The following is a 25,708-nucleotide window of genomic DNA, read 5'->3' as shown; positions in this document are numbered from 1 at the left end:
AAATTTACCGGTGCTGGAATATGGCAACAGAAACCGAACTGAAACTGCAGCTGAATGCTGCAGATGTGGATGCTTTCCGCAATCACTCCCTGTTGAAGGCTGTCACGGCTTCAGAGCCCAGTGTGCTGCTCAATACTTATTATGACAGTGCCGACCTTTTACTGGCCGGGGCTAGGGTCGCGCTGCGCCTGCGCAGGCAGGGTGAGCGGATTATCCAAACCCTGAAAACCAGCGGACATAGCGTCAACGGTCTTCACCAGCGTGGTGAGTGGGAATGGGAGCTGGTGCAGCCTGTGCTGGATATGCAGAAGCTGAGTGGTGAAATCTGGCCGAAGAGTCTGCCGCCTGCAGAGCAGCTGCAGCTGTTGCCGGTATTCACCACCGATTTCGAGCGTGAAACCTGGCAGGTCTGTTTTCAGGGAGCCGAGATTGAGGTGGCGCTGGATCAGGGTCATATCCGCTGCGATTGCCCTGAGGGCGGTGCCCTGCAGGACGAAATCCTGGAAGTGGAACTGGAACTCAAGTCTGGCGAAACAGCCTCCCTGTTGGCGTTGGCCGATGAGCTGGGACGCAGCCTGACGTTGCGTCCGTTCGATCCAAGCAAGGCTCAGCGGGGATATGAGCTGTTTCGGAAGTGCCAAGAGCAGATGCAATAAGGGGAAGGCGATGCAACAGGCAGATCAATGTTTTACCTCCGTACCGGCAGCTCTGCACCCGCTGCTGGAGCGAAACCTGGCCCGCGTTGAGTCCGCGCTGGCCAGCATGCAGGCGCTGCCTGAGGAGTTGCATGCCCAGCTGGCCCGAGTATTGGTCGGCAGTGACTATGTGGCGGAACAATTGCAGCGTCACCCCGACTGGCTGGCCGAGCTGATCAGCAGTGGCGACCTGCAGCAGGCCTATGCGGATTCGACCTATGCTGAACGTCTGCAGGCGCGGCTGAGTACGATTACCGATGAGAAAGAACTGCACCGCCAGTTGCGCCTGTTCCGCCAGCGCGAGATGGTACGCCTGATCTGGCGTGACCTGAATCGGCTCACTGACATGAGGGGCACAACGCGCGAACTGTCCCGCCTGGCCGATGCCTGTATCGACCGGACACTGGACTGGCTGTATGAGCAGGCGTGTCAGCGCTGGGGTGTGCCGCATTCTCGCCCCGATGCCAATGGTCTACGCCACCCGCAGCGGATGGTGGTACTGGGTATGGGCAAGCTCGGTGCCGACGAGCTGAACCTTTCCTCCGACATCGATCTGATCTTCTCCTTCCCGGCCAATGGTGAAACGGACGGTGAACGCAAGAATCTCGATAACCAGGATTTCTTCATTCGATTGGGGCAGAAGCTGATTCAGGCGCTGGATAACCTGACCGTGGATGGCTTCGTCTTCCGTGTCGATATGCGTCTGCGCCCCTTCGGTTCGGCAGGTCCTCTGGCGTGCAGTTTTGCGGCGATGGAAAGCTACTATCAGGATCAGGGGCGCGACTGGGAGCGCTACGCCATGATCAAGGCACGCGTGGTGGCGGGTGACAAGGTAGCAGGTGCGGAGTTGACGCAGCTGTTGCGTCCTTTCGTCTACCGCAAGTACATCGACTTCAGTGCCTTTGAGTCGTTGCGCGATATGAAAGCCATGATCAACCGGGAGGTTCGGCGCAAGGGGCTGGATCAGAACGTCAAGCTTGGTGCCGGCGGTATTCGCGAGGTGGAGTTCATTGCTCAGGCCTTCCAGTTGATACGGGGCGGGCGTGATGCCGAGCTGCAACAGCGGGAACTGCTGAAGATCCTGCCGCTGCTGCCGGACAAGGTCGGTATGCCGGAGGAAGCGGTGGCCGAACTGACCGAGGCTTATACCTTCCTGCGCAACGTAGAGCACGGTATCCAGGCGATCGCCGACAAGCAGACACAGGAACTGCCGGCAGACGAAGAGGGACGCGCCCGTTTGGCTTTTGCTCAGGGCTACGCCGACTGGAATGCCCTGGCCGATGCTTTGGACCGCTATCGTGCGACCGTGTCTCGCCATTTTGCGGACGTCATTGCACCCTCCGAAGAGTCTGAAGCCCAGGACGATGATCTGCGGACCGAGTGGTTGGCACTGTGGCAGGGGATGATGGACGACGAGTCGGCACAGGCCTTCCTCGCCGAACAGGGTTATGGCCAGCCTCAGGTCGCATTGAAGGCTCTGCAGGACCTGAAGGGACTGCGCACGGTACAGATGCTTCAGCAGGTGGCGCTGGAACGGCTTGAGGCCGTATTGCCGGCGCTGCTGGAACAGGCGGGGCAGTGTGACAACCCCGAGGTCACACTGGGACGTGTCTTGGTGCTGGTACAGGCGGTTCTGCGTCGTTCAGCCTACTTCGTACTGTTGGCCGAAAACCCGGCGGCACTGAAACAGCTGGTGCGCTTGTGCTCGGCCAGTGCCTGGTTCGCCGAACAGCTGTCCAGGCAGCCGGTGTTGCTGGATGAACTGATCGACCCGCGGACGCTGTATTCGCCACCGGATCTGTCGGCGTTGAGAACCGAGCTGCGCCAGCAGCTGCTGCGCATTCCCGAAGATGATATCGAGCAACTGATGGAGACGTTGCGCTACTTCAAGCATGCCCACATGCTGAAAGTGGCGGCTTCCGATATCACCGGCGTGTTGCCGTTGATGAAGGTCAGCGACTACCTGACCTGGCTGGCGGAAGCAGTGCTGGAAGCGGTGCTGGAGATCGCCTGGCGCAACTTGACCGAGAAACATGGCACGCCACAGAGAAGCCCCGGTATCCCCTGTGACCCGGACTTCATCATTGTCGGTTATGGCAAGGTGGGTGGGATCGAGCTGTCCTACGGCTCTGACCTGGACCTGGTCTTCCTGCACGATGCGGCTGCCAACCTCGAAACCGATGGTGACCGCCCGATCGCAAACAGCGTCTTCTTCAACCGTCTGGGGCAACGCATCATCCATATCCTCAATACCTTCACGCCGTCAGGCATTCTCTACGAGGTGGATATGCGCCTGCGTCCTTCCGGCAACTCGGGCCTGCTGGTCAGCTCATTGAGCGCCTTCCGCGAGTACCAGGAAAAGGACGCCTGGACCTGGGAGCATCAGGCGCTGGTGCGGGCGCGGGTGGTGGCCGGCAGCCCGGCACTTGCCGAGCGCTTCGAACAGGAGCGTCGAGCTATACTGTCGAAGCCGCGTGAGGTGGAGCAGTTGCGTACCGAAGTGGCCGAGATGCGAGCCAAAATGCGTGAGCATCTGGGCAGCAAACCCTTACCCGAAGACGCCCCTTCGGTGTTCAATCTGAAGCAGGATCGCGGTGGTATCGTCGATATCGAGTTCATGGTGCAGTATCTGGTGCTGCGTCATGCGGCAGACCTGCCGGAGCTGCTGCGCTGGACGGACAATATCCGTATCCTCGACAGCATCGAGGCAGCAGGTCTGTTGACCTCGGATGAAGCTGAGTTGTTGCGTGAAGCCTACAAGGCTTACCGTGCTGCCGGGCATCGTCTGACACTGCAGAACCTGTCCGGTGTGCTCGGTGAAGAGGAGATGCGCGAGTATCGTGAAGGTGTGGCCGCGATCTGGCAGCGCTTACTGGGCGCCTGAGTTTCGCGGGATGCTGAAAGCAAAAAGCCGACGAAAACGTCGGCTTTTTTGTGTCGCCAAGGAAGGGTTACAGGCTGGTCAGCCAGCCATGGGTGTCGGCTGCCTTGCCCCACTGAATGTCGTTCAGCGCGCGGCGCAGGCGCAGGGTGGTTTCACCGACACCGCCGTTGCCGACCTGATATTCCTTGCCCTTGTAGATCAGTGTGCCAACGGCCGTCAGTACGGCGGCTGTGCCGGAGAGTGCTGCCTCGCAGCCCGGGCGAGCGCTGCGCTCGAGCAGTTCTTCCACGGTCAGTTCACGCTCCTGAACATCCATACCCATGTCGCGAGCCAGGGTCAGGATTGAGTCACGGGTGACGCCGTGCAGGAAGGTGGTGTCCAGCGCCTTGGTGATGATTTCGTTACCGTCGATCAGCAGGAAGTTGGCAGCACCGGTTTCCTGAACGTCACCGCCCGGGCAGAACAGTACCTGATCGGCCTGGTATTCGGCGCGTGCTTTCATAATCGGCTGCAGGGCGCCGGCATAGTTGCCGCCGGATTTGACCACGCCCATGTGCGGTGGGCAGCGCATGCCTTCGTCGTCCAGCAACAAACGCAGAGCCTTGTCGCCACCGGTGAAGTAATCCCCGACCGGAGACAGCAGCACGTACAGGCAGGATGTCAGTGAGGGTACGGCTGCCTTGCCGATCGCCGGTTCGGTACCGATATGAGTCGGGCGAATGTACATGGAGCCCGGAGGCGCCGGTACTTCATCGGCAAAGCGGGCAACGATGTCACGGATCATGGATTCCATCATGGCCTCATCGAACGCCGGCAGGGCCAGCAGTTCGGAACTCTGTGCCAAGCGGCGGATGTTTTTGTCCATGCGGAAAATCTTCACCGAACCGTCTTCGTGGCGAAAGGCCTTCAGGCCTTCGAAGCAGGTGCTGGAGTAATGCAGGACGTGAGCCCCCGGGTGCAGCTGCAGACTGTCGCTCGATACCACCTCGGCGTCGCTCCACTGAGAGCCGTCGAACCAGGAGATCGCCATTTCAGGCATGAAAACGGAACCAAAAGCAGACATAAAACCTTCCTAACAAGCTGGTTTGAAAGAGTTCGAGGAGGTGAAACCGCAGGTGCATGGCGCGGAGAGCTGCAGCAATCATAGATTGTATGCATTCATGACAAAAATGGAATGACCCAGACGCAGAAATAGTGTTGCGCGCTTCGATGCAACCCCATGCCGGTGGTACCATTGTCGTTTTGGCGGCAGACATTAGGGGTTATATGTGCCGCCGGTTGCGGAGACCGATGTGAGCGGCAGCGATAACAGCAAACAGATCTGGATCGTCAGCGATGGCAAGCCCGGGCATCTGAACCAGTCCCGGGGACTGGCCGAGGCGATCGCACGCCGGTGTGATGTCTGCATCAGCGAACAGCCGCCGATGGGAAAACTTCAGGCGCTACGGCTCTGTTTCAGTGCCGGTTTGCCCCGGATGGACGAAAAGCCTACGCTGATCATTGGCGCCGGCCATGCCACTCACCTGACGCTTCTGGCGCTGCGGCGGTTCTATCGGGCGCCGGCCGTGGTGCTGATGCAGCCGTCCCTCTCGACCGGCTTCTTCGATCTGTGTCTGATCCCCGAGCACGACCAGCCGCACAAGCGACCCAACATCATCACTACACGCGGAGCGCTGAACCGCATGCAGCCGGGAGAGAAAGTGCCGGGCAGCGGTGTGGTGTTGATCGGGGGACCGTCAAAGCATTTTGACTGGGACGAGACGGCGGTGCTGAGTCAGGTTGAAGCTCTGCTGGCGGCCGAACCACGTCAGTGGCTGATCGGTTCTTCGCGCCGCACGCCAGCCAGTACCGAACAGGCACTGGCAGCGCTGGCAGGAGGCCGCTTTGTGCCTGCGGCCGAGACCGGTCCGGACTGGCTGCCTCAGCAGCTGGGACGTGCCGAGGTCTGCTGGGTGACGCAGGATAGCGCGTCAATGGTGTATGAGGCTCTGACAGCGGGTTGCAAGGTTGGAGTGCTGACGCTCGATGAGCAGGCCGACAACCGCATCAGCCGGGGCGTCGATGAGTTGCGGGCACAGGGGCTTGTCAGCCGGGCGCCGGACTGGACGCTGGAGTGCCTGAGCATGCCCGGGATGCCGTTTAATGAAGCTGAGCGCTGTGCAGAAGCAATTTTGAAAAGAGGTTGGCTGTGAAAGTTGTACAGGTTTTGCCCGCGCTGGAGCTGGGTGGCGTTGAACGAGGAACGCTGGAGATTGCTCGAGGCCTGGTGGCGGCCGGTCATGAGTCAGTGGTGGTGTCTGCCGGTGGACGCCTGGTCGAGCAGCTGGAACGTGAAGGCAGCCGCCATGTGTCCTGGGAGTTGGGCAGAAAATCGTTGCTGACTTTCCTGCAAGCACCGAAGTTTCGCCGCTGGCTGGCCGAGGAGAAGCCCGACATCGTCCACGTGCGCTCACGCATGCCTGCCTGGGTGGTCTGGCTGGCCTGGCGCAAAATGGACCCGGCGACGCGTCCCCGATTCGTCACCACACTGCACGGGATGCATTCGGTAAACCGCTACAGCGCGGTGATGGGCAAGGGGGAGAAGGTGATAGCCGTATCCGAGACGGCGAAACAGTACCTGCTGGAAAACTACCCTGAGGTTGATCCTGCCAAAGTGACCGTGATCCATCGAGGGATCGATCCTGACGAGTTTCCTCGCGGTTACCAGCCGTCTGATGAGTGGAAACAGCAGTTCTACAGCGATTATCCGCAGGCACAGGGCAAGCGTCTTGTTTGTTTTCCTGGACGCATCACGCGCTGGAAGGGGCATCTGGATCTGGTCAATGTCGTTGCTCGACTGAGTCAGCAGCGTCAGGACTTTCATGTGCTGATTGTGGGCAGCGATCCCAAGGACAAGTTTATCCATGAGGTGAGAGCGGCGATCACAGAAGCGGGTCTGGAGGCGTATTTCTCCTTCCTTGGCACGCGCTCGGACATGAAAAACCTGTATGCCATCTCGGATGTGATGCTGTCGCTGACATCCACGACGGCGGAGGCCTTTGGCAGAACGGTGGTGGAGTGTCTGTCGATTGGCACGCCAGTGGTCGGGTATGCCTATGGGGCAGTTGCGGAGACGCTTACGGCTATCTATCCGCAAGGAAAGGTGGTTGTCGGGGATGTCGAGGGTGCGGTTCAGCGGGTCAGCAGTTTGCTAAGCAGCCGAGATGAAATCAGGGAAAATCCATATGTCCTCAGCAATATGATTAATAAAACAATCTGGCTTTATGAAGGCTTAGAGTGTTGTTGATATTATAATTGTGTAATGGTTCATTTATATGTTATTTGAATTTGAGTTGAAAATGGAGTTGTGATGTGTCGTTTTGTTTCTTGGAAAAGAGCTCAGAATGGTGAGTGTGAAATTCCAGTAGCTATTATATCTCTTGCTGGTGCGCGAGATCGAAGGAATATTCTATTGGAAAAGAAATTTCCTTCTGAGTGGGTTGAGGACTATTGGCCTGCTTCAGATATGAGGTATATTCCCTTTGAGGAACTGAATAGCTCTGACTTATACATAAAAATGAAAGAGTTCTATTCTAGAGATATACTTCCAGGAGAAATCGGATGCTTACAATCACATGCTAAAGTTATAGAGTGGTTTTTTAAAGAGACAGAGTCACCCTTGCTTATGATCTTGGAAGATGATGTTACCTCTTCTGAGGCATACAAGGATGGTTGCTTGGAAAAAATTGCTCCTTTCTTATATGAGGAGGCAATAAAAGGAGGTGCTTTTATATGTCATTTAGGTCCGCGAGGAAATCAGTGGAAAAAAGCAGCCTCAGAAAAGATTTTCACGGTGAGGCATCATAAATATAAAATAAGCTTTCATAAGCATGTGGATAAGAAAAGATCTTTGTGGTTGGCTCATGCTTATATAATTAGCAGGGAGGCTGCGAAAAGATATATTAGATGTTTTGATCAGGGCTTCTTAGCAGATGATTGGGGACGAATTAAAGAGATTTGTAAAATGGATATTACCTATGTCGTACCCGGTCTTTTTTATCAAGAAGGAGATATTGAAAGCTCGATAGATCCTGATAATAAAAGAAATTTTTCATTTTCTAATAATGTAAGGAAAAGAGGACTGAAACGATTCTTTGAATATCTTAATGGTTCTTAAGATATTGCAGTGCTTTTAGATATTAAGTAATCCTATAACAAATATTGGCGTAAGATCTTTTGCAGCCATACGAAGATACTGTTTAGATGAAAATTATTAATGTACTGGTATCTAATAAAAAAGGTGGCTTGGAGCAAGCTTTTGTTAATGTATCCAACAGTTTAGTCGTATTGGGTCATAAGGTGGAAGCCTGGATACCTGAAGATGCGCCGTATCAAAGTGCTTTGGACGAGACGGTTGAAATAGTACCTTTTTCTGCTAAAGGCTTTTATGACGTTTTGGCTATGCTGAAAGCCAGGCGACAGCTGCTACGGTCAGCACCAGATCTGATTATCACTCATAACTCCCGTGCGACGAGCATACTGGTTCGGAGTCGGTGGGGGTTACCCTTCCCCGTTTTGGGGTTCTCTCACAGTGATAAGCTTAAGCGCATGCAAGGGGTTGATACTTTAGTTGTTCTCACCGAGAAGATGAGGCAAAACAGCCTGCGCGAGGGTTTTGATGCAAGTCGGGTTGCGATATTTCCTAACATGATTTGGCATGTGCCTGAGCTATCAATAAGGAGAAGTGGGCTGGAGCCGCCTGATCCGGTTAAGTTGGGATTTATAGGTCGGGTCAACCCGGAAAAAGGAATAGATCTATTGCTGGAAGCCCTGAAGTGGCTCAAGCGGCGTGGTTTAGAACTGCGGTTACATATCGCTGGAACCGGTGATAGTGAAAGCGAGATTCGGGAGCTTACGGAAGCTCTGGGGATCAGCGAGGTGGTTGTTTTTGATGGCTGGGTTGATGACATCGCAGACTGGCTGCAGAATATCGATTTGGCCGTTTTTCCTTCTCGGTATGAGTCGTTTGGAATAGTGGTGCTGGAAGCCGCAGCATATGGATGCCCTGTGGTCTCGACCAAAACTGATGGGCCAGCGAGTCAAATTACTCATGACCAAGATGGTTGGCTGGCAGAAGTCAATAGTGCTGAATCGCTCGCTGAGACTCTGCAATATGCAATAGAAAGCTATACAGATTGGCCGAATGTGGTGGGCAAGGCCCACGAGCGAGCGCGCAGGTACAGTATGGACGCATTGTTACCACGGTTACAGCAGTTGCTGGAACGGGCGGTCAATGATGGACGGACACAGTAGGCGTCAAAGGGGCAGGGTAAGTGCCTACCCTTTTAACACAAGTCTTTCTGTTAGAGATAATCTATGGATGCTTTAATTATAAGGGGGGTTATGATACTGCTTCCATACTCATTAAGGTGGTCATCGTCTGAATAAAGTGGGCGCTTGCCAAAGTGCGTAGTGCATGAATGTTGATCGCACAAAATAGTGTGCGGTAAAACCACTTTAGCCATGTTTTCTCTCTCTATGCTCGATATGGTATCTAAAACATCTCTTTGGCGTATGTCAAAATCAGAGCGCTTCGAAACTGGGAGCGAAAACCCGTTATAAATTGATCTAATCATGGTTTCCGGAACATCAAAATCGACTTCAGGCACTGGTCCTACAACAATAACCTGAGCTCCTTTTTCTTTTAATATGGATACCGTGTACTTTAGTGCCTGGTCAAAAGAGGTCTTCTCACCTGTTGCACGGCTAAATATCTCTTTGCTGCTCTGTCCGTCACTTGGTGCGGGGACCGGCGATGCAAGAGTTGCCCATCGACTCACCAGTACTATGTTTCTTATAATGCCCTGTTCTATGCGCTCTAGTATCCCTTGTGCGAGCTCGGCACACTCCTCTCTATTTTTCCGCTTTGAAGTATAAACACCTATAAGTGGTGGGCAGTCGGCCATAGTTGCAAAGACAACGGACTGATCCATTGCGGCAAGCTGTGGACGCAGTGTTGATCCGAGCATTCCTGCGTGCGAGTCACCCCAGACGAGGAAATCAAACTGTGATTTATTTAGTATTTCTCCACATACAGACGCTTTTCTCTGCGACCAACCCTCAATTGCAGGGCATGGGTGACTACTAACATTTACGGTGTCAGAATAAATTGCTAATGCTTCCTCATTCAATCGTTCGGGCAGGCCTTTCGTTTGCTTGATGACAATAAATGCCATGAACACTAACGAAAGTGGAACAGCAAAATGCAAAAGTGTTCTGGTCTCTTTAGATTTGCCTAGTTTACGTGCAGGAAGCTCCACAAACTTGAAAAGTACAATGGCGCTGACAAATGATAATGAGAAAATTAAGGCCTGTTCGACAGGGGTTGTGATCTCAGAGCCAGAATGTAACTCATAAAAAACGATAATTGGCCAATGTGTCAGATATAACGAGAAGGATATTTTACCAACAAAAACGAGTGGTTTTGATAATAAAACCTTGCTGAGATATGAATTTTCATGGTTAAAAGCAATAATAAGCGTAGTGCTTAAGACTGGAATCAATGCAAAAAAACCGGGGAAAAATCCATTGTTTTCGACGCAAATAGTTGAAAACAAAATGCCGGCCATGCCGATGTAGGACATCGATGAATATCTTTCCCTCCATGTGAAGTAACTTTTTCGCTCCAAAATGGCAATAAGTGCACCGACCGAAAATTCCCAGAATCGGTGTGTGGGTAAATAGAAAGCATCACCCTGATCGCCAGACAAGTATATGGAAGATACATTTAGGATGAAGCTTCCCACTAAAGTAAAAAACAGTATCTTGGAAATGAGTTCGATGGATTTCTTCCTACTTGCGATCAGAAGCATCAATGGGGCAATAAGATAAAACTGCCCCTCCACACCCAGTGACCATGTATGTAGAAGAGGAGATGACTCTGAAAGTGGAGCAAAATAATTTCCTGACAAATCATTGAAGTGAAAGTTCGACAGGTTCAATGCAGCAGAAAGGGCTGATTTTGAGAAATTGGTTAACTCAGAAGGTGTTAAGATAAACAGTGCAGGTATGAACGTGGCAGCCAAAAGTACGAGAAGAGCAGGTTGTATGCGATAAAGTCTTCTTTTGAAAAAATCCTTGAAAGAAAAGCTACCCTCTTCAATAGAGGGCAGTGTACCTTTAAAAATGACATAGCCCGAAATTACAAAGAAAACATCTACACCAACAAAGCCCCCTTGAAAGTAAGATATACCCAAATGATAAGCTATGACAGATAAAACCGCGATTGCACGAAGTCCATCTATGTCCCGACGGTATGACATTGTAGATCCTTAACGAATTTTATATAGGCTTATATTGGTTTGCTGGATTGATGCTTTAGTATAATATGCTATTTTTTTTCTTGTGTTCTTTCTCGAAAAGTTTTATCTGTCTCAAGAAGCGGCTATATGCGAAGTTTACCGCATAGATATAGCCCATTAACCCTCCGCGCCAATATCCCCTGAAAAAATAGCCAACGATAAAGTATATCCAGAGCTCTGTCAGGATACGAAATGTCGATGGCTTGCGACCACGTGCCAGCATGTCATCGGACTGAGCCTCAGTATATTCGTTCATTTTCTCAATACGCTGATGGAAAGAACGGAGGGAGTCATGTGCCATGCGCCCCTTTAGTTCAGCTGTTTTGCTTCCGGGCAGCATATGAACCCGGTCATGGACAGTGCTGGTACTATAGCGCCCTTTGGATTTACGGTAGAGACGCACAGGCTTGTAGGGCGTATAGGTACTTAGTCGGTTGGAACAGTACAGGCGGTCGTGAATGGCAATGAAATATCCGTCCGCTTGCCGGGAGGATTCTGTAAACAGCGTTACAATTTCCGACTTCAGTTCAGGCAGAATGCGTTCGTCAGCATCAATATTGAGTATCCAGTCATTTTTCGCCTGGTCCTCGGCGAAACGCTTTTGCAGGCCATACCCTGGCCAGTCATGATGGATGACTTTGGCGCCCAGAGCAGCTGCGATGTTTTGAGTACCGTCTGTACTGCCTGAGTCCACTATGATGACCTCATCAACCCAGTCGCGTACGCTCTCGATTGCCATGCCGATTCGCTCGGCCTCGTCTAGAGTGATGATGGTGACACTGATCGGCAGAGTGTTGTTGGTCATGAAATGCCTGTTGGTTTTAAAAAACGAGAGGTTGCTATAATCGCAATCTATTGTCGGGGTAAACTCGTTCGCCTGGCAAGTTTTGTACATCGACAGGAGTTCCCGTGAGCCGGATTCAGACGCTTCAGATTATCGGCAGCAAGAAATTGGGTGGTGCTGAAAGCTTTTTTGTTCGCCTGCACCAGGCCTTCAATCAAACGGCTGATGTTGGCTCAGTTGCTGTAGTGCCTCACAAAAGTGAGCTTCTGCATCAACTGGCTGCGCCGGCAACAACCTGTGCCATGCGAAGCGTTTTTGACCCCTTTTCACGCTTGAGCTTAAGTTCGCTGATTCGCAAAGAGCGTCCGGATATCGTCCAAACCTGGATGGGGCGAGCAACACGTTCGGTAAGCCTGAGGCCTGGCAAGGGGCCAGTGCATGTGGCTCGATTAGGCGGGTTTTATAACCCTGATCATTATCGTCATGTGCATTCGCTGGTCGGAAATACCCGGGGGATTTGTGATTTCCTGATCAGGAATGGGTACCCGTCAGAGCGCGTACACTTCATCAGCAATTTTGTTCCGGCCCCTCAGCCTGTGGATGCTGCAATAAGGCAGCAATGGAAAACTCGTCTTGGCCTCGGTGACGACCTGGTCATTTTTGCACTTGGACGCTTGCATCCAAACAAGGCTTTTGACACCTTGCTGGATGCCTTTTCCGTCTTGCCGAAGGAAATTAACGGGCGTCGTGTACAACTGCTTTTAGCGGGTGATGGCCATTTAGCTGATGCGTTGAAGGATCAGGCCCGCAAGAGTGTTGCTGCCAGTCGGGTTCATTTTCTGGGCTGGCAGTCAGATCCTGCGCCGTTTTTCGCGCTTGCAGACCTTTTCGTGTGCCCATCTCGTCACGAGCCGCTTGGTAACGTGATTCTGGAAGGTTGGGCTCATGGGGTGCCGGTTGTATCCACTCGAAGTGACGGTGCTTTGGAGTTAATAACCGATGGTCGTGACGGCCTATTAACCAATATTGACGCTCGCGAAGAGTTATCAGCAGCCATGCATCAACTGCTAACTGCCCCTGCTGACCAGAAAGAGGCCATGGTGACGGCAGGGCGCCAAACGCTGGAGCATCGCTTTGGTCAGGCTACAATCGTTTCGGCTTATCGTTCCTTGTATGAACAGTTGTTGGGAGGGGTAAGCTGATGTGCGGTATAGCCGGCATATACACTCCTGGCCGTGATATTGAAGGCAGTTTGTGCTCGCAACTGGCCAAGGCGTTATCGCACCGAGGCCCTGACGGTCAGGGACTGTTTTCAGAACACGGGATAGCACTGATTCATACTCGACTTTCAATAATCGATCTTGAAAACGGTCAGCAGCCATTGTACTCCAGCGACCATCGCCAGGTTCTGGTGGCCAATGGTGAAATCTACAATCATGTTGAACTTAGGCAAACTCTGGCTGAGCGAGGGGGCGAATTCAGTACGAAGTCTGATTGTGAAGTCATAGTTTCTTTGGCTGGTAACACAACAGATGCAGGCTTTGCAAATCAGCTGGAAGGGATGTTTGCATTTGCCTTGTTTAACCGTGACAAGGGCGAGTTGCTTCTGGTTCGTGACCGTTTAGGAATCAAGCCGCTATATTACTGTGAAGTATCCGGCGGCATTGCTTTTGCGTCAGAAATAAAGGCCTTGATCGGTGTACTGCCGGAGAGGCCTCGGCCCAATCTTGAGGCTGTGGGGCGCTTTCTGCAGATTAACTTTGCTTCTGGTGAGAATACTGCGGTCCAGGGTATTCGGCGTATTCCTCCAGGTGGGTTTCTAAAGGTCTCACCTGATGGCTGCATTGAATCGGGTCTTTGGTGGTCACTTGAGGAAGCCCTTCAAGAGCAGCCAGCATTTGAGGGTGATGAAGTTGCAGCGCTGACAAAATTTGATCAATTAATGAAAGATGTTCTGCAAAAGCATTTGCGCTCTGATGTGCCGGTAGGCTTATTCCTCTCGGGAGGTATAGATTCTTCCATATTGGCAACAGAACTCAGTCGGTGCCGCTTTGATGAAGAATTTCCCAAGGCTTGGAGCTTGGCCTTTCCCGGATCTTCTGTTCATGATGAGTCCGAGTCTGCCGGAGCTGTAGCGGGAGCCTGCAGTCTTGAGTTGGAGTGTGTGAAATCCGAGCCAATCGAGCTGTTTGATCACCTTGTGTACGCAGTATGGGCCAGTGATGAACTGATGGGTGATTTTGCGTCCCTGCCTACTTTGATGCTCGCTGACAGAGCAGCGCAAAGCCATAAGGTTGTATTAAGCGGTGAGGGTGGTGATGAAGTCTTTGCTGGCTATGGGCGTTATCGTATGACCCCGTTGCAGCAGTGGATGGCCCGTTTACGAGCACCCGGGAGTGGCGGGTTTCGGACCAAAGGGCGCTTTAATCGACCACAGTCACTCTGCCTGATCCAATCATCCCAACGGTCAAATCTTTTTGAGCATTGGCGAACTCCTTTTGTCAATAGTTGGAAAAGGTTTGCATCCTTTGATCGACTTACCCGGATGCAGGCGACCGATATTACAACTTGGTTAGTGGATGATTTGCTGGTCAAGGCTGATCGGATGATGATGGTTAAGGGGGTGGAAGGCAGAGTGCCATTTCTTGATCATCGACTGGTGCTGTTTGGTTTGTCTTTGCCCGTGGCTCTGAAACACCGTGGACGATTGGGTAAATATTTACTGCGCAAGTGGCTGAAAACACATTTGCCCGAAGTTACGCAGGGGCGTAAAAAGGGCTTTTCCGTACCTGTCGTTGATTGGGTTAGATCATTGGATCCACTTCGGCTTGAGCAGGCGCTGATGCGTTCTCCTCTGTTAGTTGACATCGTAGCGCACAAGGAGCTCAGGTCGTTGCTTGTGGCGCTTCCCAAGCTGGACAAAAAACTGGTTGAACCTATTGCTGCATTGCTTCAGCTGGCGATCTGGCATCGCCTTTTCATCGAAGGGTCAGGTGAAAAACCACCTGAAAAAGTAGATCCTTTAGAATGGTTGTTGAGTTAATCATCGTGGTTTCTGATACAGGTAATTCTTGCCCTTTGGGTGAGTCTTGAAGCGTCGATGAACCCACATGTACTGAGCAGGATCTTTTCTGATGGCACGCTCTATCTCAGCATTGATTCGGGTCGCATCAGCTTCCTCATTACCAGTCGGAAAGGGTGTGATTACGGGGAATAATTCCAGTTCATACCCTGAGTCGTCAGGAAGCCTGTGTTGGGCCAGCATAAGAATCGGAGAATCATTAAGGCTGACCATGCGTGTGGTAGCCGTGATGGTGGCTGCCGGGATGCCGAAGAATGGGGCATAGACTGACTGGTGGCTGCCAAAGTCCTGATCGGGAGCATACCAGACAATATGGTTGCGCCTAAGCGCCTTCAGGACCTTGCGAATTTCCGAGCGCTCAATGACTAGTTCAAAGCAGCGCTGGCGACATCGCGTAATCACCTTTTCAAGCAGCGGGTTGTTGTGACGGCGATACATGGCGTCGACTTGATAAAAATTCGAGAACAATAACCCGCCCAGGTCCAGGGTAGAAAAGTGTGCGCCCAGTAGAATGACGCCCTTGCCTTTTGCTAGCGCAGCTTCCAGATGCTCTTGTCCCTTCAGCGTGAAGTGCCCTTTCAGCTTTTTTCGCGGTGTCCACCAGGCCATGGCGGTCTCAAATAGTCCAATGCCGTTGTTGGCGAACACGGCTTTGACCATCTTCGATTGTTTCTTGGCGTCCAGCTCTGGGAAGCAGAGCTGGATATTGACCTCGGTTACATGTCGCCGACGCGGGCTCATGTAAAACAGAATTCGGCCCAAAATGCGTCCAAGGCGAATCTGCCAGCGCCAAGGGAGACGGTTTAGCATCCATAACAGACCGAGACCGATGTAGATCGGCCAGAATCGTGGAGTCAGAAAGTGCTTGTCGATGTCGGTGTGTTGGCTCACGGGCAATCTTGTAACCAGTCATGTCTACACAGATTGTAAAGTGGAGCCTTGTATCGAGCAAACAGACATGGGGTGTGGGGCCCCATGCCGAAGGCTCTCGTGATATGATGAGTTCCTTATTCCGGACCAGATGGCTGAAAGGTTACAGATGAAAATAGCAGTTGCAGGTACAGGCTATGTCGGGCTATCCAATGCGGTTTTGCTGGCTCAGCATAACGAAGTAGTGGCGCTGGATATTGTCCGTGACAAAGTTGATCAACTGAATCGAGGTGAGTCACCAATAGAGGATGTTGAAATAAGCGCGTATCTGGCATCCGGTAAGTTAAAGTTCAATGCCACACTCGATAAGCACGAAGCTTATGCTGGTGCCGATTTTGTGATCATAGCAACGCCGACTGATTATGATCCCCAAACGAACTATTTCAACACCCAAAGTGTTGAAACAGTGGTTCAGGACGTGTTGGAGGTTAATCCACACGCTGTGATGGTGATCAAGTCTACAGTGCCTGTAGGGTATACGCGTGAGTTGAGTGCGCGCTTGAATACGGATAATCTCATTTTCTCGCCAGAATTCCTGCGTGAAGGAAAGGCGCTTTACGATAACTTGTATCCTTCACGCATCATTGTGGGTGAGCAATCCGAGAGAGCTGAGTGCTTCGCAGGTTTGCTCAAACAAGGGGCGCTGAAGCTGGATGTGCCGGTGCTGTTTACCGATGCCACGGAAGCAGAAGCCATTAAGCTGTTTGCCAATACCTATCTGGCAATGCGGGTTGCATACTTTAATGAACTTGACACCTATGCCCAGGCCCATGGCCTGAACACTCGCCAGATCATTGAGGGTGTTGGTCTCGATTCCCGTATTGGTAACCACTATAACAATCCTTCGTTTGGGTATGGGGGGTATTGCCTGCCGAAGGACACCAAGCAGTTGCTGGCCAACTATGATCAAGTACCCAATAACCTGATACGCGCGATCGTGGACTCTAATACCACGCGAAAGGATTTTATCGCCAACGCTGTCATCGCACGCAACCCGAAAGTGGTGGGTGTCTATCGTCTTGTCATGAAGTCCGGCTCGGATAATTTCCGAGCTTCCGCAATACAGGGGGTGATGAAGAGAATCAAGGCTAAAGGTATTGAGGTGGTTGTGTATGAGCCAGTGCTGGAAGATGATCTTTTCTTTAATTCCCGTGTGATCCGTGACTTGGACGAATTCAAGCGGGTCAGTGATGTGATTTTGGCCAACCGTCTGGCAGACGAGATTCGGGACTGTGAAGCCAGGGTCTTCACGCGTGACCTGTTTGGCAGCGACTCCTGAGGCAATACTATGAAAATACTGGTCACCGGAAATGCCGGCTTTATTGGTTTTCACACCACGATGAAACTGCTCCAACGGGGTGATGAAGTGGTGGGTTTTGACAATGTCAATGATTACTACGACATCGGTCTGAAGGAAGCCCGTTTGAAGCGGCTTGAGGAAATTGCCGCTGAAACTGGCGCATATTACCAGTTTATTCGTGCCAACCTTGCTGAACGTGAAGCTGTTGAGTCCTGTTTCGCAGAGCACCGATTTGACCGTGTAATTCATTTGGCTGCTCAGGCAGGGGTGCGGTATTCGATTGAAAACCCACATGCCTATGTGGAAAGTAATGTTGTCGGCTTCGTGAATGTTCTGGAAGCCTGCCGTCAGCAACAGGTTGGGCATCTGACTTATGCCAGCACCAGTAGCGTATACGGTGCCAATACTCGAATGCCATTCAGTGAACATGATGGTGTCAATCACCCAGTACAGTTTTATGCTGCCACCAAGCGCTCCAATGAATTGATGGCTCACAGTTATAGCCACCTGTTCAACTTGCCCACCACGGGGCTTCGTTTCTTCACGGTCTATGGCCCTTGGGGACGTCCGGATATGGCGCCTCACCTGTTTACCAGCCGCATTTTGGCGGGAGAACCAATCAAACTGTTCAATAATGGAAACCACTCGCGTGACTTCACTTATATCGACGATATTGTTGAAGGTGTGATCCGTGCCAGCGACCAGCCAGCAAGCAGTAATCAGGATTGGGACAGTGATCATCCTGACCCTGCAACCAGTCATGCACCTTTCAGACTCTATAACATCGGCAATAGTGATGCGGTCAAACTAGTGGATTTCATCGCAGCGATCGAAGCGGCGACCGGGAAGCAGGCACAGAAGGAAATGTTGCCGTTGCAGCCTGGCGATGTGCCGGATACCTTTGCTGATAGCAGTGCACTGGAGCAAAGCGTCGGCTATAGACCCGCAACGTCTGTTGAGGAGGGTGTACGGCGTTTTGTTACCTGGTATCGAGAGTACTATGCAGTCTAAAACGATTCCTGAAATTGACGCTCATTCGTCAACCGATAGCGCTTGGCAGACCTATAAGCGCCTGTTGGTCTATATAAGACCTCTCTGGTTCATATTCGTCATCAGCTTCATCGGCTTTGCCATCTATGGTGCAGGCCAGGCGCTATCTGCCAAGTGGCTGGAAATGGTGGTGGATACCGTACAGAAAAATGACTATGACCAGCGCTGGTTTTTGGCTGCATCGGTGATGGGCATTTTCATCCTGAGAGGGCTGGGAGGCTTTATAGGCAATTACAGCATCGCGTATGTAGGACGTGAAGTTATACATAGGCTTCGTACTCAGGTCTTTGAGCGCCTGCTGCTATTGCCCTCCGGCTTTTACAGTCATCATTCCAGCGGAGAACTACTGGCTAAGCTGACGTATAACGTAGAGCAGGTCACTGAAGCAGTAACCAGTGCGATCAAGGTGCTGTTTCGCGAGGGACTTACTGTCGCAGGCCTGATGGGCTACATGTTCTACTTGAACTGGAAGTTGACCCTGATATTTATTGCTGCCGGTCCACTGATTGGCTTGGTTGTTTCCATGGCATCCAGGCGGATGCGAAAGTTGAGTCGACGGATCCAAAAGTCGGTGGGGGACATCACAGAAGCGGCCTCAGAGTCGATCAAGGGCTATCAGGTCGTAAGGATTTTTGGCGGTGCGGACGCTGAGCGCGAACGGTTTAATCAGGTCAGTCTGCATAACAAGCGTCAGTTCATGAAGCTGGTGGTAACCCAATCCCTCAATACCCCGATTATCCAGTTGCTGGTCGCACTGGCGCTGTCGGCACTGCTGTTCCTCGCCATGCATCCGGATGTCATGGGCAGCATGACGACAGGCGGTTTTGTGGCCTTTCTGACTGCGGCAGGGATGATTACCAAGCCCCTGCGTCTGCTGACGGATGTAATTTCCATCGTTCAGAAGGGTATTGCGGCGGCCGAAAGTCTGTTCCAGGTGCTGGATGAGCCGGCAGAGGAAGATAGTGGCACCCGTCAGCTGGAGCAGGTGGGTGATATCGAGTTTCGTCATCTGGGCTATGCCTATCCGGGGACGGAGAAGCAGGTGCTGCAGGACATCTGTTTGACGTTGCCGCGAGGTAAAAGCGTGGCACTGGTAGGGCGTTCCGGAAGTGGCAAGTCGACCCTGGCCAGCCTGTTGCCGCGTTTCAATGACGGCTGGAGTGGCGAGCTGCTGATCAATGGTGAGCCGCTGGAGTCATTCACGCTGGAAAGTCTGCGCAGCAATATCTCTCTGGTGAATCAGAACGTGGTGCTGTTCAACGGCACTATCGCCGAAAATATCGCCTACGGCTCCATGGCCGGAGCCAGTGAATCGGCTATTCTGGCGGCGGCCGGGGCCGCTCATGTGATGGAGTTCGTCGAGCGACTGCCTGACGGGATCCACACCCGGGTCGGGGAAAACGGTGTGCTTCTGTCTGGGGGGCAGCGCCAGCGAATTGCGATTGCACGCGCGATCTTGAACGATGCACCCATTCTGATTCTTGACGAAGCAACCTCTGCTCTTGATACAGAGTCCGAGCGACATATTCAGGAAGCACTGGAAGAAGTGATGCGCGGCAGAACCACGCTGGTGATTGCCCATCGGTTATCCACTATCGAAAAAGCGGACATTATCGTCGTAATGGAGGACGGTCGAATCATTGAGCAAGGCTCACATTCTGAACTGCTGGAACGGCAAGGTGCTTATGCAAACTTCCATATTTTGCAGGCTGATTCGGAGTGAGCAAGATGAGCAGCGCGGCTCCGATCTCTTTGCGAGGGCTGTTATGGCTTTTGGCTCTGCAGCTGATCAGCTGGGGGGTGTTGCCGGGACTGCTGGTAGAAAGTCTGCCCTTGGATGTAGTAGAGGGAGTCTACTGGGGGCAAGAGTGGCAATGGGGCTACTATAAGCACCCACCTTTACCTGCCTGGGTAGTGTATCTGTTTGAGTATGCTATTGGGGATGTCGGCCCGTTTCTGCTCAGTCAGATCTGTATCGGGTTGACTCTGCTATGCGTATGGAACCTTGGCTGTCGTCTGCTGGACAAGGAGCGCGCAGCCTTTGGTGTCATGGCGTTGCTCGGTGTGTACTTCTTCACTTGGCCAACCATTGAATTCAACCATAACGTGGCACAGATGCCGATTTGGGCGGCAGCGGTGTTGTTGTTTCATCGTGCCACCATGCATGGCCGCTGGGTTGACTGGCTGCTGTTGGGGCTGCTGTCAGGCTTGGGTCTGTTGACGAAATACTCCTTCATCATGCTGCTGGCTGCCATGTTCCTGTGGTTGGCGCTGCATCCCACCCTAAGAATGATGTTGCGTAAACCGCAGCCCTGGCTGGGGGTATTGGTGATGTTGGCGGTCTTTCTGCCTCACCTGCTCTGGCTGATAGCACATGATTTTTTGCCGTTCAGTTATGCCTCTGCGCGCTCGGCTGCAGCGGCAGCGACTGAATCTCGCTGGCTGGGGCCATTGAAATTTTTGTTGGTCCAGCTTGTGGATCACATGCCACTGTTATTGCTGCTGCTGATCGCCGGCTTTTGGCGTCCGCGTTGTTGGCAGTACCCCGTTGAAGGCTCGTCTTTTCTGTTCTGGGTGGGATTAATGCCCGCTGTTCTGACGGTTTTGGGTGCCATGATCACCGGTGCGGGTACCCGGGATATGTGGGGTGCACCCATGTGGAATCTGTCCGGTTTGATTCTGGCATCGATGATTCCACTTGAGGTGTTGCGTGAACGCTGGCACCGTCTCAGGTGGGCTTTTGCCTTATTCCTGATGCTCCTGGGAGTGTTGATGTTGCTGTTTGTGGGTTTCAAAGATCAAATCCGCAACAAGCCATCACGAACCGGTTGGCCAGATCAGGCACTGGCCGATTCGCTGCTACAGCAGTGGCAGCAGCATACTGAATGTCCGCTTCAGTTGGTCGCGGGTGATTATTGGTTGGCCGAGATGGTTGCCATTACACTGAGTCCGCGTGCTTCTGCCATACCTGATGCAGATAAAGACTTGGCTCCGTGGGTGGATCTACAGCGAGTGCAACAGCAGGGGGTTATGTTGTTGTCTACAAGGCAGTATTCGGATGTCGATACACTCGAGCTGGGTGAGCCTGATATGAGCGGAGAGGTAGTTGTCAGCTGGCCTCGTTTGCCAGAACATGAAGGTCTTAAGGTTCGGTGGTTCGGATGGATGCCAGACGATTGCAGGGGAGCTAAATGAGCCTAAGGCGTGGACATTTTTCTCGTTATGCTCTCATTGGCATCATCAATACGGGGTTACACTGGGCTGTTTTTGGTGTGCTGGTATGGAGTGGCACTAGTCAGGCTGTCAGTAATTTATTGGGTTTCATCGTTGCAGTCAGTTTTAGCTTTTTTGCGAATGCACATTGGAATTTTCGTGCAAAGGCATCGGCTGTGCGATATGTCCTTTTTGCGGGTTTTATGGGGGGGATGAGCTGGCTGACCGGAGCGGCTGCTGACTACATCAAACTGACTCCTTATTTGACCCCCATAGCATTTTCAGTATTTAGCCTGACTGTAGGGTTTGTCTACACACGTCTGATCGTTTTCAAGGAAGCTCCGTGATGAAGATATCGCTAGTTATTCCCGTATTAAATGAGGAAAAGGCCATACCCTATTTTTATAGGGCCGTTCGGGCTTCAAAAGAACTGGAAAATTTTGATATCGAACTAGTATTTGTTGACGACGGAAGTACAGACGAGACAGCCAATATCATCGATGCACTGTCGGTTAATGATCAGAACATTGTCTATATAGGACTAAGCCGCAATTTTGGTAAGGAGGCGGCGCTTTTTGCAGGACTTGAATACGCCAGTGGAGACGCAGTTATTCCCATTGATGTCGACCTGCAAGACCCTATCGAGGTTATTCCTCGTTTAGTGGCGAAATGGCAGGACGGCTACGATGTTGTTCTGGCTAAGCGAGCTGATCGGTCGAGTGACCACTACTTGAAGCGAAAAACGGCGCAATGGTTTTACCAGATTCATAATGCAATTAGCAGCCCTAAAATAGAAGAGAATGTGGGTGATTTCAGGTTGATGTCCAGGATGGTTGTGGAAGCGATAAAGCAACTTCCTGAGCGTAAGCTGTTCATGAAGGGTGTGCTTTCCTGGGTTGGATTTCCAACAACAGTAGTTGAGTATTCGAGGGCTGAACGCGTAGCGGGTGATTCCAAATTTAGTGGATGGAAGCTCTGGAATCTTGCGCTTGATGGTATTACTGCCTTCTCGACAGTCCCGCTAAGAGTGTGGACCTACGTTGGCGTTATTATTGCCTTGCTTGCGTTTTTCTATGCAGCCTGGCTGGTATTTGAAAAGCTGTTTTGGGGTAACCCGGTGCCAGGCTATCCCTCTATAATGGCGGTGATGCTGTTTTTAGGCGGCATTCAGCTCATTGGTATCGGCGTTTTGGGCGAATATATTGGTCGTATCTACACTGAGGTAAAAAGCAGGCCAAGATATATCATCAAAAAAGCCAATAGGCCGGACATCATGAATCAGGCTGACTAATGGTCGCTCGATATCTCTATACGTTGCTTTTTTATTTGCTGGCTCCGCTCCTGCTGTTGCGCCTCTGGTGGCGGGGGCGCAAGGCGCCGGGGTACAGGCGCAACTGGACGCAGCGGTTGGGGCTGGGTCCCGTGATGCATGAGCGCGTCATTTGGGTGCATGCGGTTTCGGTCGGCGAGACGGTGGCAATCGCGCCGCTGGTGCGCTGGTTGCTGGAGCGTTATCCGCAGCATCGTGTGTTGATGACCAGCATGACTCCAACAGGCTCCGAACAGGTCAAGGCCTTGTTCAGTGACCGGGTCGAGCAGCGATTTTGTCCCTGGGACCTGCCTCTGGCCCTGAGAGCCTTTCTGCGCCGCACACGTCCGGAATTGTGCATCATTGTCGAGACCGAGCTCTGGCCCAATCTGGTGGCACAGTGCAGCCGTGCCGGTGTACCGGTGATGTTGGCCAATGCGCGGCTGTCGGCACGTTCTGCTCGCGGCTATCGCAAGTTTGCCGCGCTGACGCGCCCGATGCTGAGACGCTTGAGTCTGATTGCGGCGCAGAATCCGGCCGATGCCGAGCGTTTCATTGCGTTGGATATGCCGGCTGAGCGCGTGGTGGTCACCGGTAGCATCAAGTTCGATTTGCAGCCCGACTGCGACAAGGTCAGAGCCGGGCAGGAATTGCGCCGGCAATTGGGCAATGAGCGTCCGGTTCTGATCGCGGCCAGTACTCATCAGGGTGAGGATGAGGTGCTGCTGGAGGCCTGGCGACAACTCAAGGCGAACTACCCGGAGTTGGTACTGATACTGGTGCCGCGCCATCCCGAGCGCTTTGCCAATGTGGCCCAACTCTGTCGTCGCTACACGGACCAGCTGGTCTGCCGCAGCCGTGGAGAGTCACCAGGGCTGCAGACCGAAATTTATCTGGGCGATACCATGGGCGAGCTGGTGCTGCTGTATGCGGCGGCCGACATCGCCTTTGTGGGTGGCAGTTTCAGTGGTACCGGTGGTCACAATCCGCTTGAACCGGCTGCGCTGGGGGTGCCGGTGGTGATGGGACCGGACTGCTTCAATTTCCAGGTGATTACCGATGCGCTGATCGAGGCGGGTGGTCTGGTGCGTGTCGATGATACGGATGGCTTAATGACGCAACTGTCTGTCTGGCTGGACGATGCGGATGAGCGCCGCGACGCGGGACGGCAGGGGATGGACTTTGTCGAGGGCAATCGTGGAGCGTTGCTGCGACTGCAGCAGGCCGTCGAGCGCCTGCTGCCCTGAGTGAATGCCGTGTTGGCATACTTGCTCAGATATCGCTGAAGTCGAAAGACTCGCCGGCCTGTTCAAGGAACGCGGCCTGCAGAACGTCTGCCAACGGAGCCTTGTCTGTATCGCGTAACCACTGCTCACCATCATGGTCGAAGTGGAAACCACCATTGCGGGTCGCGACCCAGAGCTGTTTGACCGGCGGCTGGCGGGTAAAAATGATCTGGCTGCCGTTTTCACATTTCACCGTCATCATGCCTCCCTGGCTTTCGTAGTCGAGATCGCTCTCGGCGTCGTCCAGGATCTCTTCGATCTGCTCAAGGGTTGCGTCCACCCGGCTCATGAATTCGGATTCGGTCATCGCTGCGTCTCTCTGCATGAAAAATCGATGGATGAGTATAACTCAGCCGCAGGCGGTACTCAGCCCTTGTAGCTGAGGGTATAATCGGTCGATTAATAGCCTGTGGGCGCCGCCCCGGGGATAACCGGATATACAAGGATTGATGATGCTGAAACGCTGCTGGCCAGCCCTGCTGCTGGGGGTTCTGCTGCTGTCGGGTTGTGGTCAGAAGGGCCCGTTGTATCTGCCCGATGAAACCGCCTCACAACATCAGTCACAATGAGAGATTCCATGGACAATTTCGAATACCGCAATGGTCGCCTGCACGCCGAAGAGGTAGCGCTGAGCCGCATCGCCGATGAGTTCGGCACCCCCACCTATGTTTATTCCCGTGATGCGCTGGAACGTGCGTATCTGAGCTATGCGCAGGCGCTGGAAGGCCGTGATGCGCTGGTTTGCTATGCCGTCAAGGCCAACTCCAATCTGGCGGTCCTGAACGTACTGGCGCGTCTGGGGGCCGGTTTCGACATTGTTTCAGCCGGTGAGCTGGAACGTGTGCTGCGTGCGGGTGGCGATCCGGCGAAAGTCGTGTTTTCAGGTGTTGGCAAGCAGCCCGCCGAGATCCGTCGTGCACTTGAAGCCGGTATTCTCTGCTTCAACATCGAGTCCGATGCCGAGCTGGACCGAGTCAACGCCGTGGCGGGCGAAATGGGCGTCAAGGCGCCGGTTTCCTTCCGCGTCAACCCGGACGTGGACGCTGGTACTCATCCCTATATCTCCACTGGTCTGAAGGAAAACAAGTTCGGCATCGCCATCGAAACAGCGGTCGATGTGTATCGCCGTGCCGCCGCGCTGGAGCATGTTGAGGTCGTGGGTATGGATTGCCACATTGGCAGCCAGCTGACCGAGGTCAGCCCCTTCCTCGACGCCATCGACCGCCTGTTGGTGTTGCTGGATACACTGGCGGCAGAAGGTATTCGCATCCACCATCTGGATCTGGGTGGTGGTCTGGGTGTGAACTACACCGACGAGACACCGCCTACGCCAGGCGAATACATTGCGCAGGTGCTGCAGAAGCTGGAAGGTCGTGATTACAAGTTGATCTTTGAACCGGGACGTTCCATCGCCGCCAATGCCGGTGTGATGCTGACCCGTGTCGAGTTCCTCAAGCAGAGTGGTGACAAGAATTTTGCCATCATCGACGGTGCCATGAATGACCTGATTCGTCCGTCGCTTTACGGTGCTTATCAGGAGATTGTGCCGGCCGAGTTGCGTGAGGAAGGTGAGACCCAGGCCTGGGATCTGGTGGGGCCGGTCTGTGAGACCGGTGACTTCCTCGGTAAGGACCGTCAGCTTAACCTGCAGCCCGGCGACCTGCTGGCAGTATGTTCTGCCGGTGCCTATGGCTTTGTCATGGCGTCCAACTACAACACCCGCCCGCGTCCGGCCGAGGTGATGGTGGATGACAACAAGGTGTATCTGGTGCGCGAGCGTGAAACCCTGAATGACCTCATGCGTGGCGAGCAGCTGCTGCCGGCACAGTCCTGAA

General features: G+C 52.9%; 22 protein-coding genes. 17 read left to right on the top strand and 5 right to left on the bottom strand.

The window, feature by feature from the left end; genetic code table 11:
* Positions 1-20: 20 nt before the first annotated feature.
* Entirely contained in the window at positions 21-656 is a 636-nt protein-coding gene (locus LN244_RS15725; protein WP_239040698.1) for a CYTH domain-containing protein, read from the top strand.
* A 10-nt stretch (positions 657-666) separates the two neighbouring features.
* A complete protein-coding gene (glnE, locus tag LN244_RS15720) occupies positions 667-3,579 on the top strand; it encodes a bifunctional [glutamate--ammonia ligase]-adenylyl-L-tyrosine phosphorylase/[glutamate--ammonia-ligase] adenylyltransferase (protein WP_239040697.1) in 2,913 nt (970 codons plus the stop codon).
* 67 nt (positions 3,580-3,646) lie between these two features.
* Here the strand turns inward: glnE and LN244_RS15715 are convergent, their stop codons facing one another.
* A complete protein-coding gene (locus LN244_RS15715; protein WP_239040696.1) occupies positions 3,647-4,642 on the bottom strand; it encodes a branched-chain amino acid aminotransferase in 996 nt (331 codons plus the stop codon).
* A 229-nt stretch (positions 4,643-4,871) separates the two neighbouring features.
* Between LN244_RS15715 and LN244_RS15710 the strand changes: the two genes are divergently transcribed.
* The 4 genes from LN244_RS15710 to LN244_RS15695 all read left to right on the top strand — a co-directional run bounded on the left by LN244_RS15710 (position 4,872) and on the right by LN244_RS15695 (position 8,871).
* Entirely contained in the window at positions 4,872-5,771 is a 900-nt protein-coding gene (locus LN244_RS15710) for a mitochondrial fission ELM1 family protein (protein WP_239040695.1), read from the top strand.
* The gene (locus LN244_RS15705; RefSeq protein WP_239040694.1) at positions 5,768-6,865 is read left to right on the top strand and encodes a glycosyltransferase family 4 protein; all 1,098 of its coding nucleotides are present in this window, start codon (positions 5,768-5,770) and stop codon (positions 6,863-6,865) included. Before LN244_RS15710 ends, LN244_RS15705 begins: the two co-directional genes overlap by 4 nt.
* A 63-nt stretch (positions 6,866-6,928) precedes the next feature.
* Positions 6,929-7,735, top strand: coding sequence for a glycosyltransferase family 25 protein (locus LN244_RS15700; RefSeq protein WP_239040693.1), 807 nt, complete (start codon positions 6,929-6,931; stop codon positions 7,733-7,735).
* A gap of 86 nt (positions 7,736-7,821) precedes the next feature.
* Positions 7,822-8,871 carry a glycosyltransferase family 4 protein gene (locus LN244_RS15695; RefSeq protein ID WP_239040692.1) on the top strand — a complete coding sequence of 350 codons (1,050 nt, stop codon included), beginning with the start codon at positions 7,822-7,824 and terminating at the stop codon, positions 8,869-8,871.
* Positions 8,872-8,921: 50 nt separating this feature from the next.
* Here the strand turns inward: LN244_RS15695 and LN244_RS15690 are convergent, their stop codons facing one another.
* Positions 8,922-10,880 (bottom strand): acyltransferase family protein, encoded by a 1,959-nt coding sequence (locus LN244_RS15690; RefSeq protein WP_239040691.1) that lies wholly within the window; start codon positions 10,878-10,880, stop codon positions 8,922-8,924.
* A 55-nt stretch (positions 10,881-10,935) separates the two neighbouring features.
* Complete coding sequence (locus LN244_RS15685; RefSeq protein ID WP_239040690.1) at positions 10,936-11,724, bottom strand: glycosyltransferase family 2 protein; 789 nt, start codon at positions 11,722-11,724, stop codon at positions 10,936-10,938.
* Positions 11,725-11,828: 104 nt separating this feature from the next.
* Between LN244_RS15685 and LN244_RS15680 the strand changes: the two genes are divergently transcribed.
* On the top strand, positions 11,829-12,905 hold the full coding sequence (locus LN244_RS15680) for a glycosyltransferase (RefSeq protein WP_239040689.1): 1,077 nt from the start codon (positions 11,829-11,831) through the stop codon (positions 12,903-12,905).
* Positions 12,905-14,746, top strand: coding sequence for an asparagine synthase (glutamine-hydrolyzing) (gene asnB, locus LN244_RS15675; protein WP_239040688.1), 1,842 nt, complete (start codon positions 12,905-12,907; stop codon positions 14,744-14,746). Before LN244_RS15680 ends, asnB begins: the two co-directional genes overlap by 1 nt.
* Here the strand turns inward: asnB and lpxL are convergent, their stop codons facing one another.
* Positions 14,747-15,676 carry an LpxL/LpxP family Kdo(2)-lipid IV(A) lauroyl/palmitoleoyl acyltransferase gene (gene lpxL / locus LN244_RS15670; RefSeq protein WP_239040687.1) on the bottom strand — a complete coding sequence of 310 codons (930 nt, stop codon included), beginning with the start codon at positions 15,674-15,676 and terminating at the stop codon, positions 14,747-14,749.
* Positions 15,677-15,824: 148 nt separating this feature from the next.
* Between lpxL and LN244_RS15665 the strand changes: the two genes are divergently transcribed.
* The 7 genes from LN244_RS15665 to waaA are packed head-to-tail and all read left to right on the top strand — an operon-like array spanning position 15,825 to position 23,834.
* Complete coding sequence (locus tag LN244_RS15665; RefSeq protein ID WP_239040686.1) at positions 15,825-16,994, top strand: nucleotide sugar dehydrogenase; 1,170 nt, start codon at positions 15,825-15,827, stop codon at positions 16,992-16,994.
* A gap of 9 nt (positions 16,995-17,003) precedes the next feature.
* Positions 17,004-18,026, top strand: a complete 1,023-nt coding sequence (locus LN244_RS15660; protein WP_239040685.1) for an NAD-dependent epimerase — start codon at positions 17,004-17,006, stop codon at positions 18,024-18,026.
* On the top strand, positions 18,016-19,788 hold the full coding sequence (msbA, locus tag LN244_RS15655) for a lipid A export permease/ATP-binding protein MsbA (RefSeq protein WP_239040684.1): 1,773 nt from the start codon (positions 18,016-18,018) through the stop codon (positions 19,786-19,788). Before LN244_RS15660 ends, msbA begins: the two co-directional genes overlap by 11 nt.
* 5 nt (positions 19,789-19,793) lie before the next feature.
* On the top strand, positions 19,794-21,260 hold the full coding sequence (locus LN244_RS15650) for a glycosyltransferase family 39 protein (protein WP_239040683.1): 1,467 nt from the start codon (positions 19,794-19,796) through the stop codon (positions 21,258-21,260).
* Positions 21,257-21,625 carry a GtrA family protein gene (locus LN244_RS15645; RefSeq protein ID WP_239040682.1) on the top strand — a complete coding sequence of 123 codons (369 nt, stop codon included), beginning with the start codon at positions 21,257-21,259 and terminating at the stop codon, positions 21,623-21,625. Before LN244_RS15650 ends, LN244_RS15645 begins: the two co-directional genes overlap by 4 nt.
* Positions 21,625-22,569: a glycosyltransferase family 2 protein gene (locus LN244_RS15640; RefSeq protein ID WP_239042434.1), complete on the top strand. Its 945-nt coding sequence runs from the start codon at positions 21,625-21,627 to the stop codon at positions 22,567-22,569. Before LN244_RS15645 ends, LN244_RS15640 begins: the two co-directional genes overlap by 1 nt.
* Positions 22,569-23,834: a lipid IV(A) 3-deoxy-D-manno-octulosonic acid transferase gene (waaA, locus tag LN244_RS15635; RefSeq protein WP_239040681.1), complete on the top strand. Its 1,266-nt coding sequence runs from the start codon at positions 22,569-22,571 to the stop codon at positions 23,832-23,834. The genes LN244_RS15640 and waaA overlap by 1 nt, the downstream gene beginning before the upstream one ends.
* A gap of 25 nt (positions 23,835-23,859) precedes the next feature.
* Here the strand turns inward: waaA and cyaY are convergent, their stop codons facing one another.
* Positions 23,860-24,198, bottom strand: a complete 339-nt coding sequence (gene cyaY / locus LN244_RS15630) for an iron donor protein CyaY (protein WP_239040680.1) — start codon at positions 24,196-24,198, stop codon at positions 23,860-23,862.
* A gap of 127 nt (positions 24,199-24,325) precedes the next feature.
* Between cyaY and lptM the strand changes: the two genes are divergently transcribed.
* Together lptM and lysA are read left to right on the top strand one after the other, a co-directional pair.
* Positions 24,326-24,442 carry an LPS translocon maturation chaperone LptM gene (lptM, locus tag LN244_RS15625; protein ID WP_239040679.1) on the top strand — a complete coding sequence of 39 codons (117 nt, stop codon included), beginning with the start codon at positions 24,326-24,328 and terminating at the stop codon, positions 24,440-24,442.
* Positions 24,443-24,450: 8 nt separating this feature from the next.
* On the top strand, positions 24,451-25,707 hold the full coding sequence (gene lysA / locus LN244_RS15620; RefSeq protein ID WP_239040678.1) for a diaminopimelate decarboxylase: 1,257 nt from the start codon (positions 24,451-24,453) through the stop codon (positions 25,705-25,707).
* The last annotated feature ends 1 nt before the right edge of the window (position 25,708 follow it).

The organism is Marinobacterium sediminicola, from assembly GCF_022343685.1.
GTDB classification, from domain to species: domain Bacteria; phylum Pseudomonadota; class Gammaproteobacteria; order Pseudomonadales; family Balneatricaceae; genus Marinobacterium; species Marinobacterium sediminicola.
The sequence above is the reverse complement of the archived record's forward strand: the minus strand, read 5'-3'. Positions and strand labels throughout refer to the sequence as shown.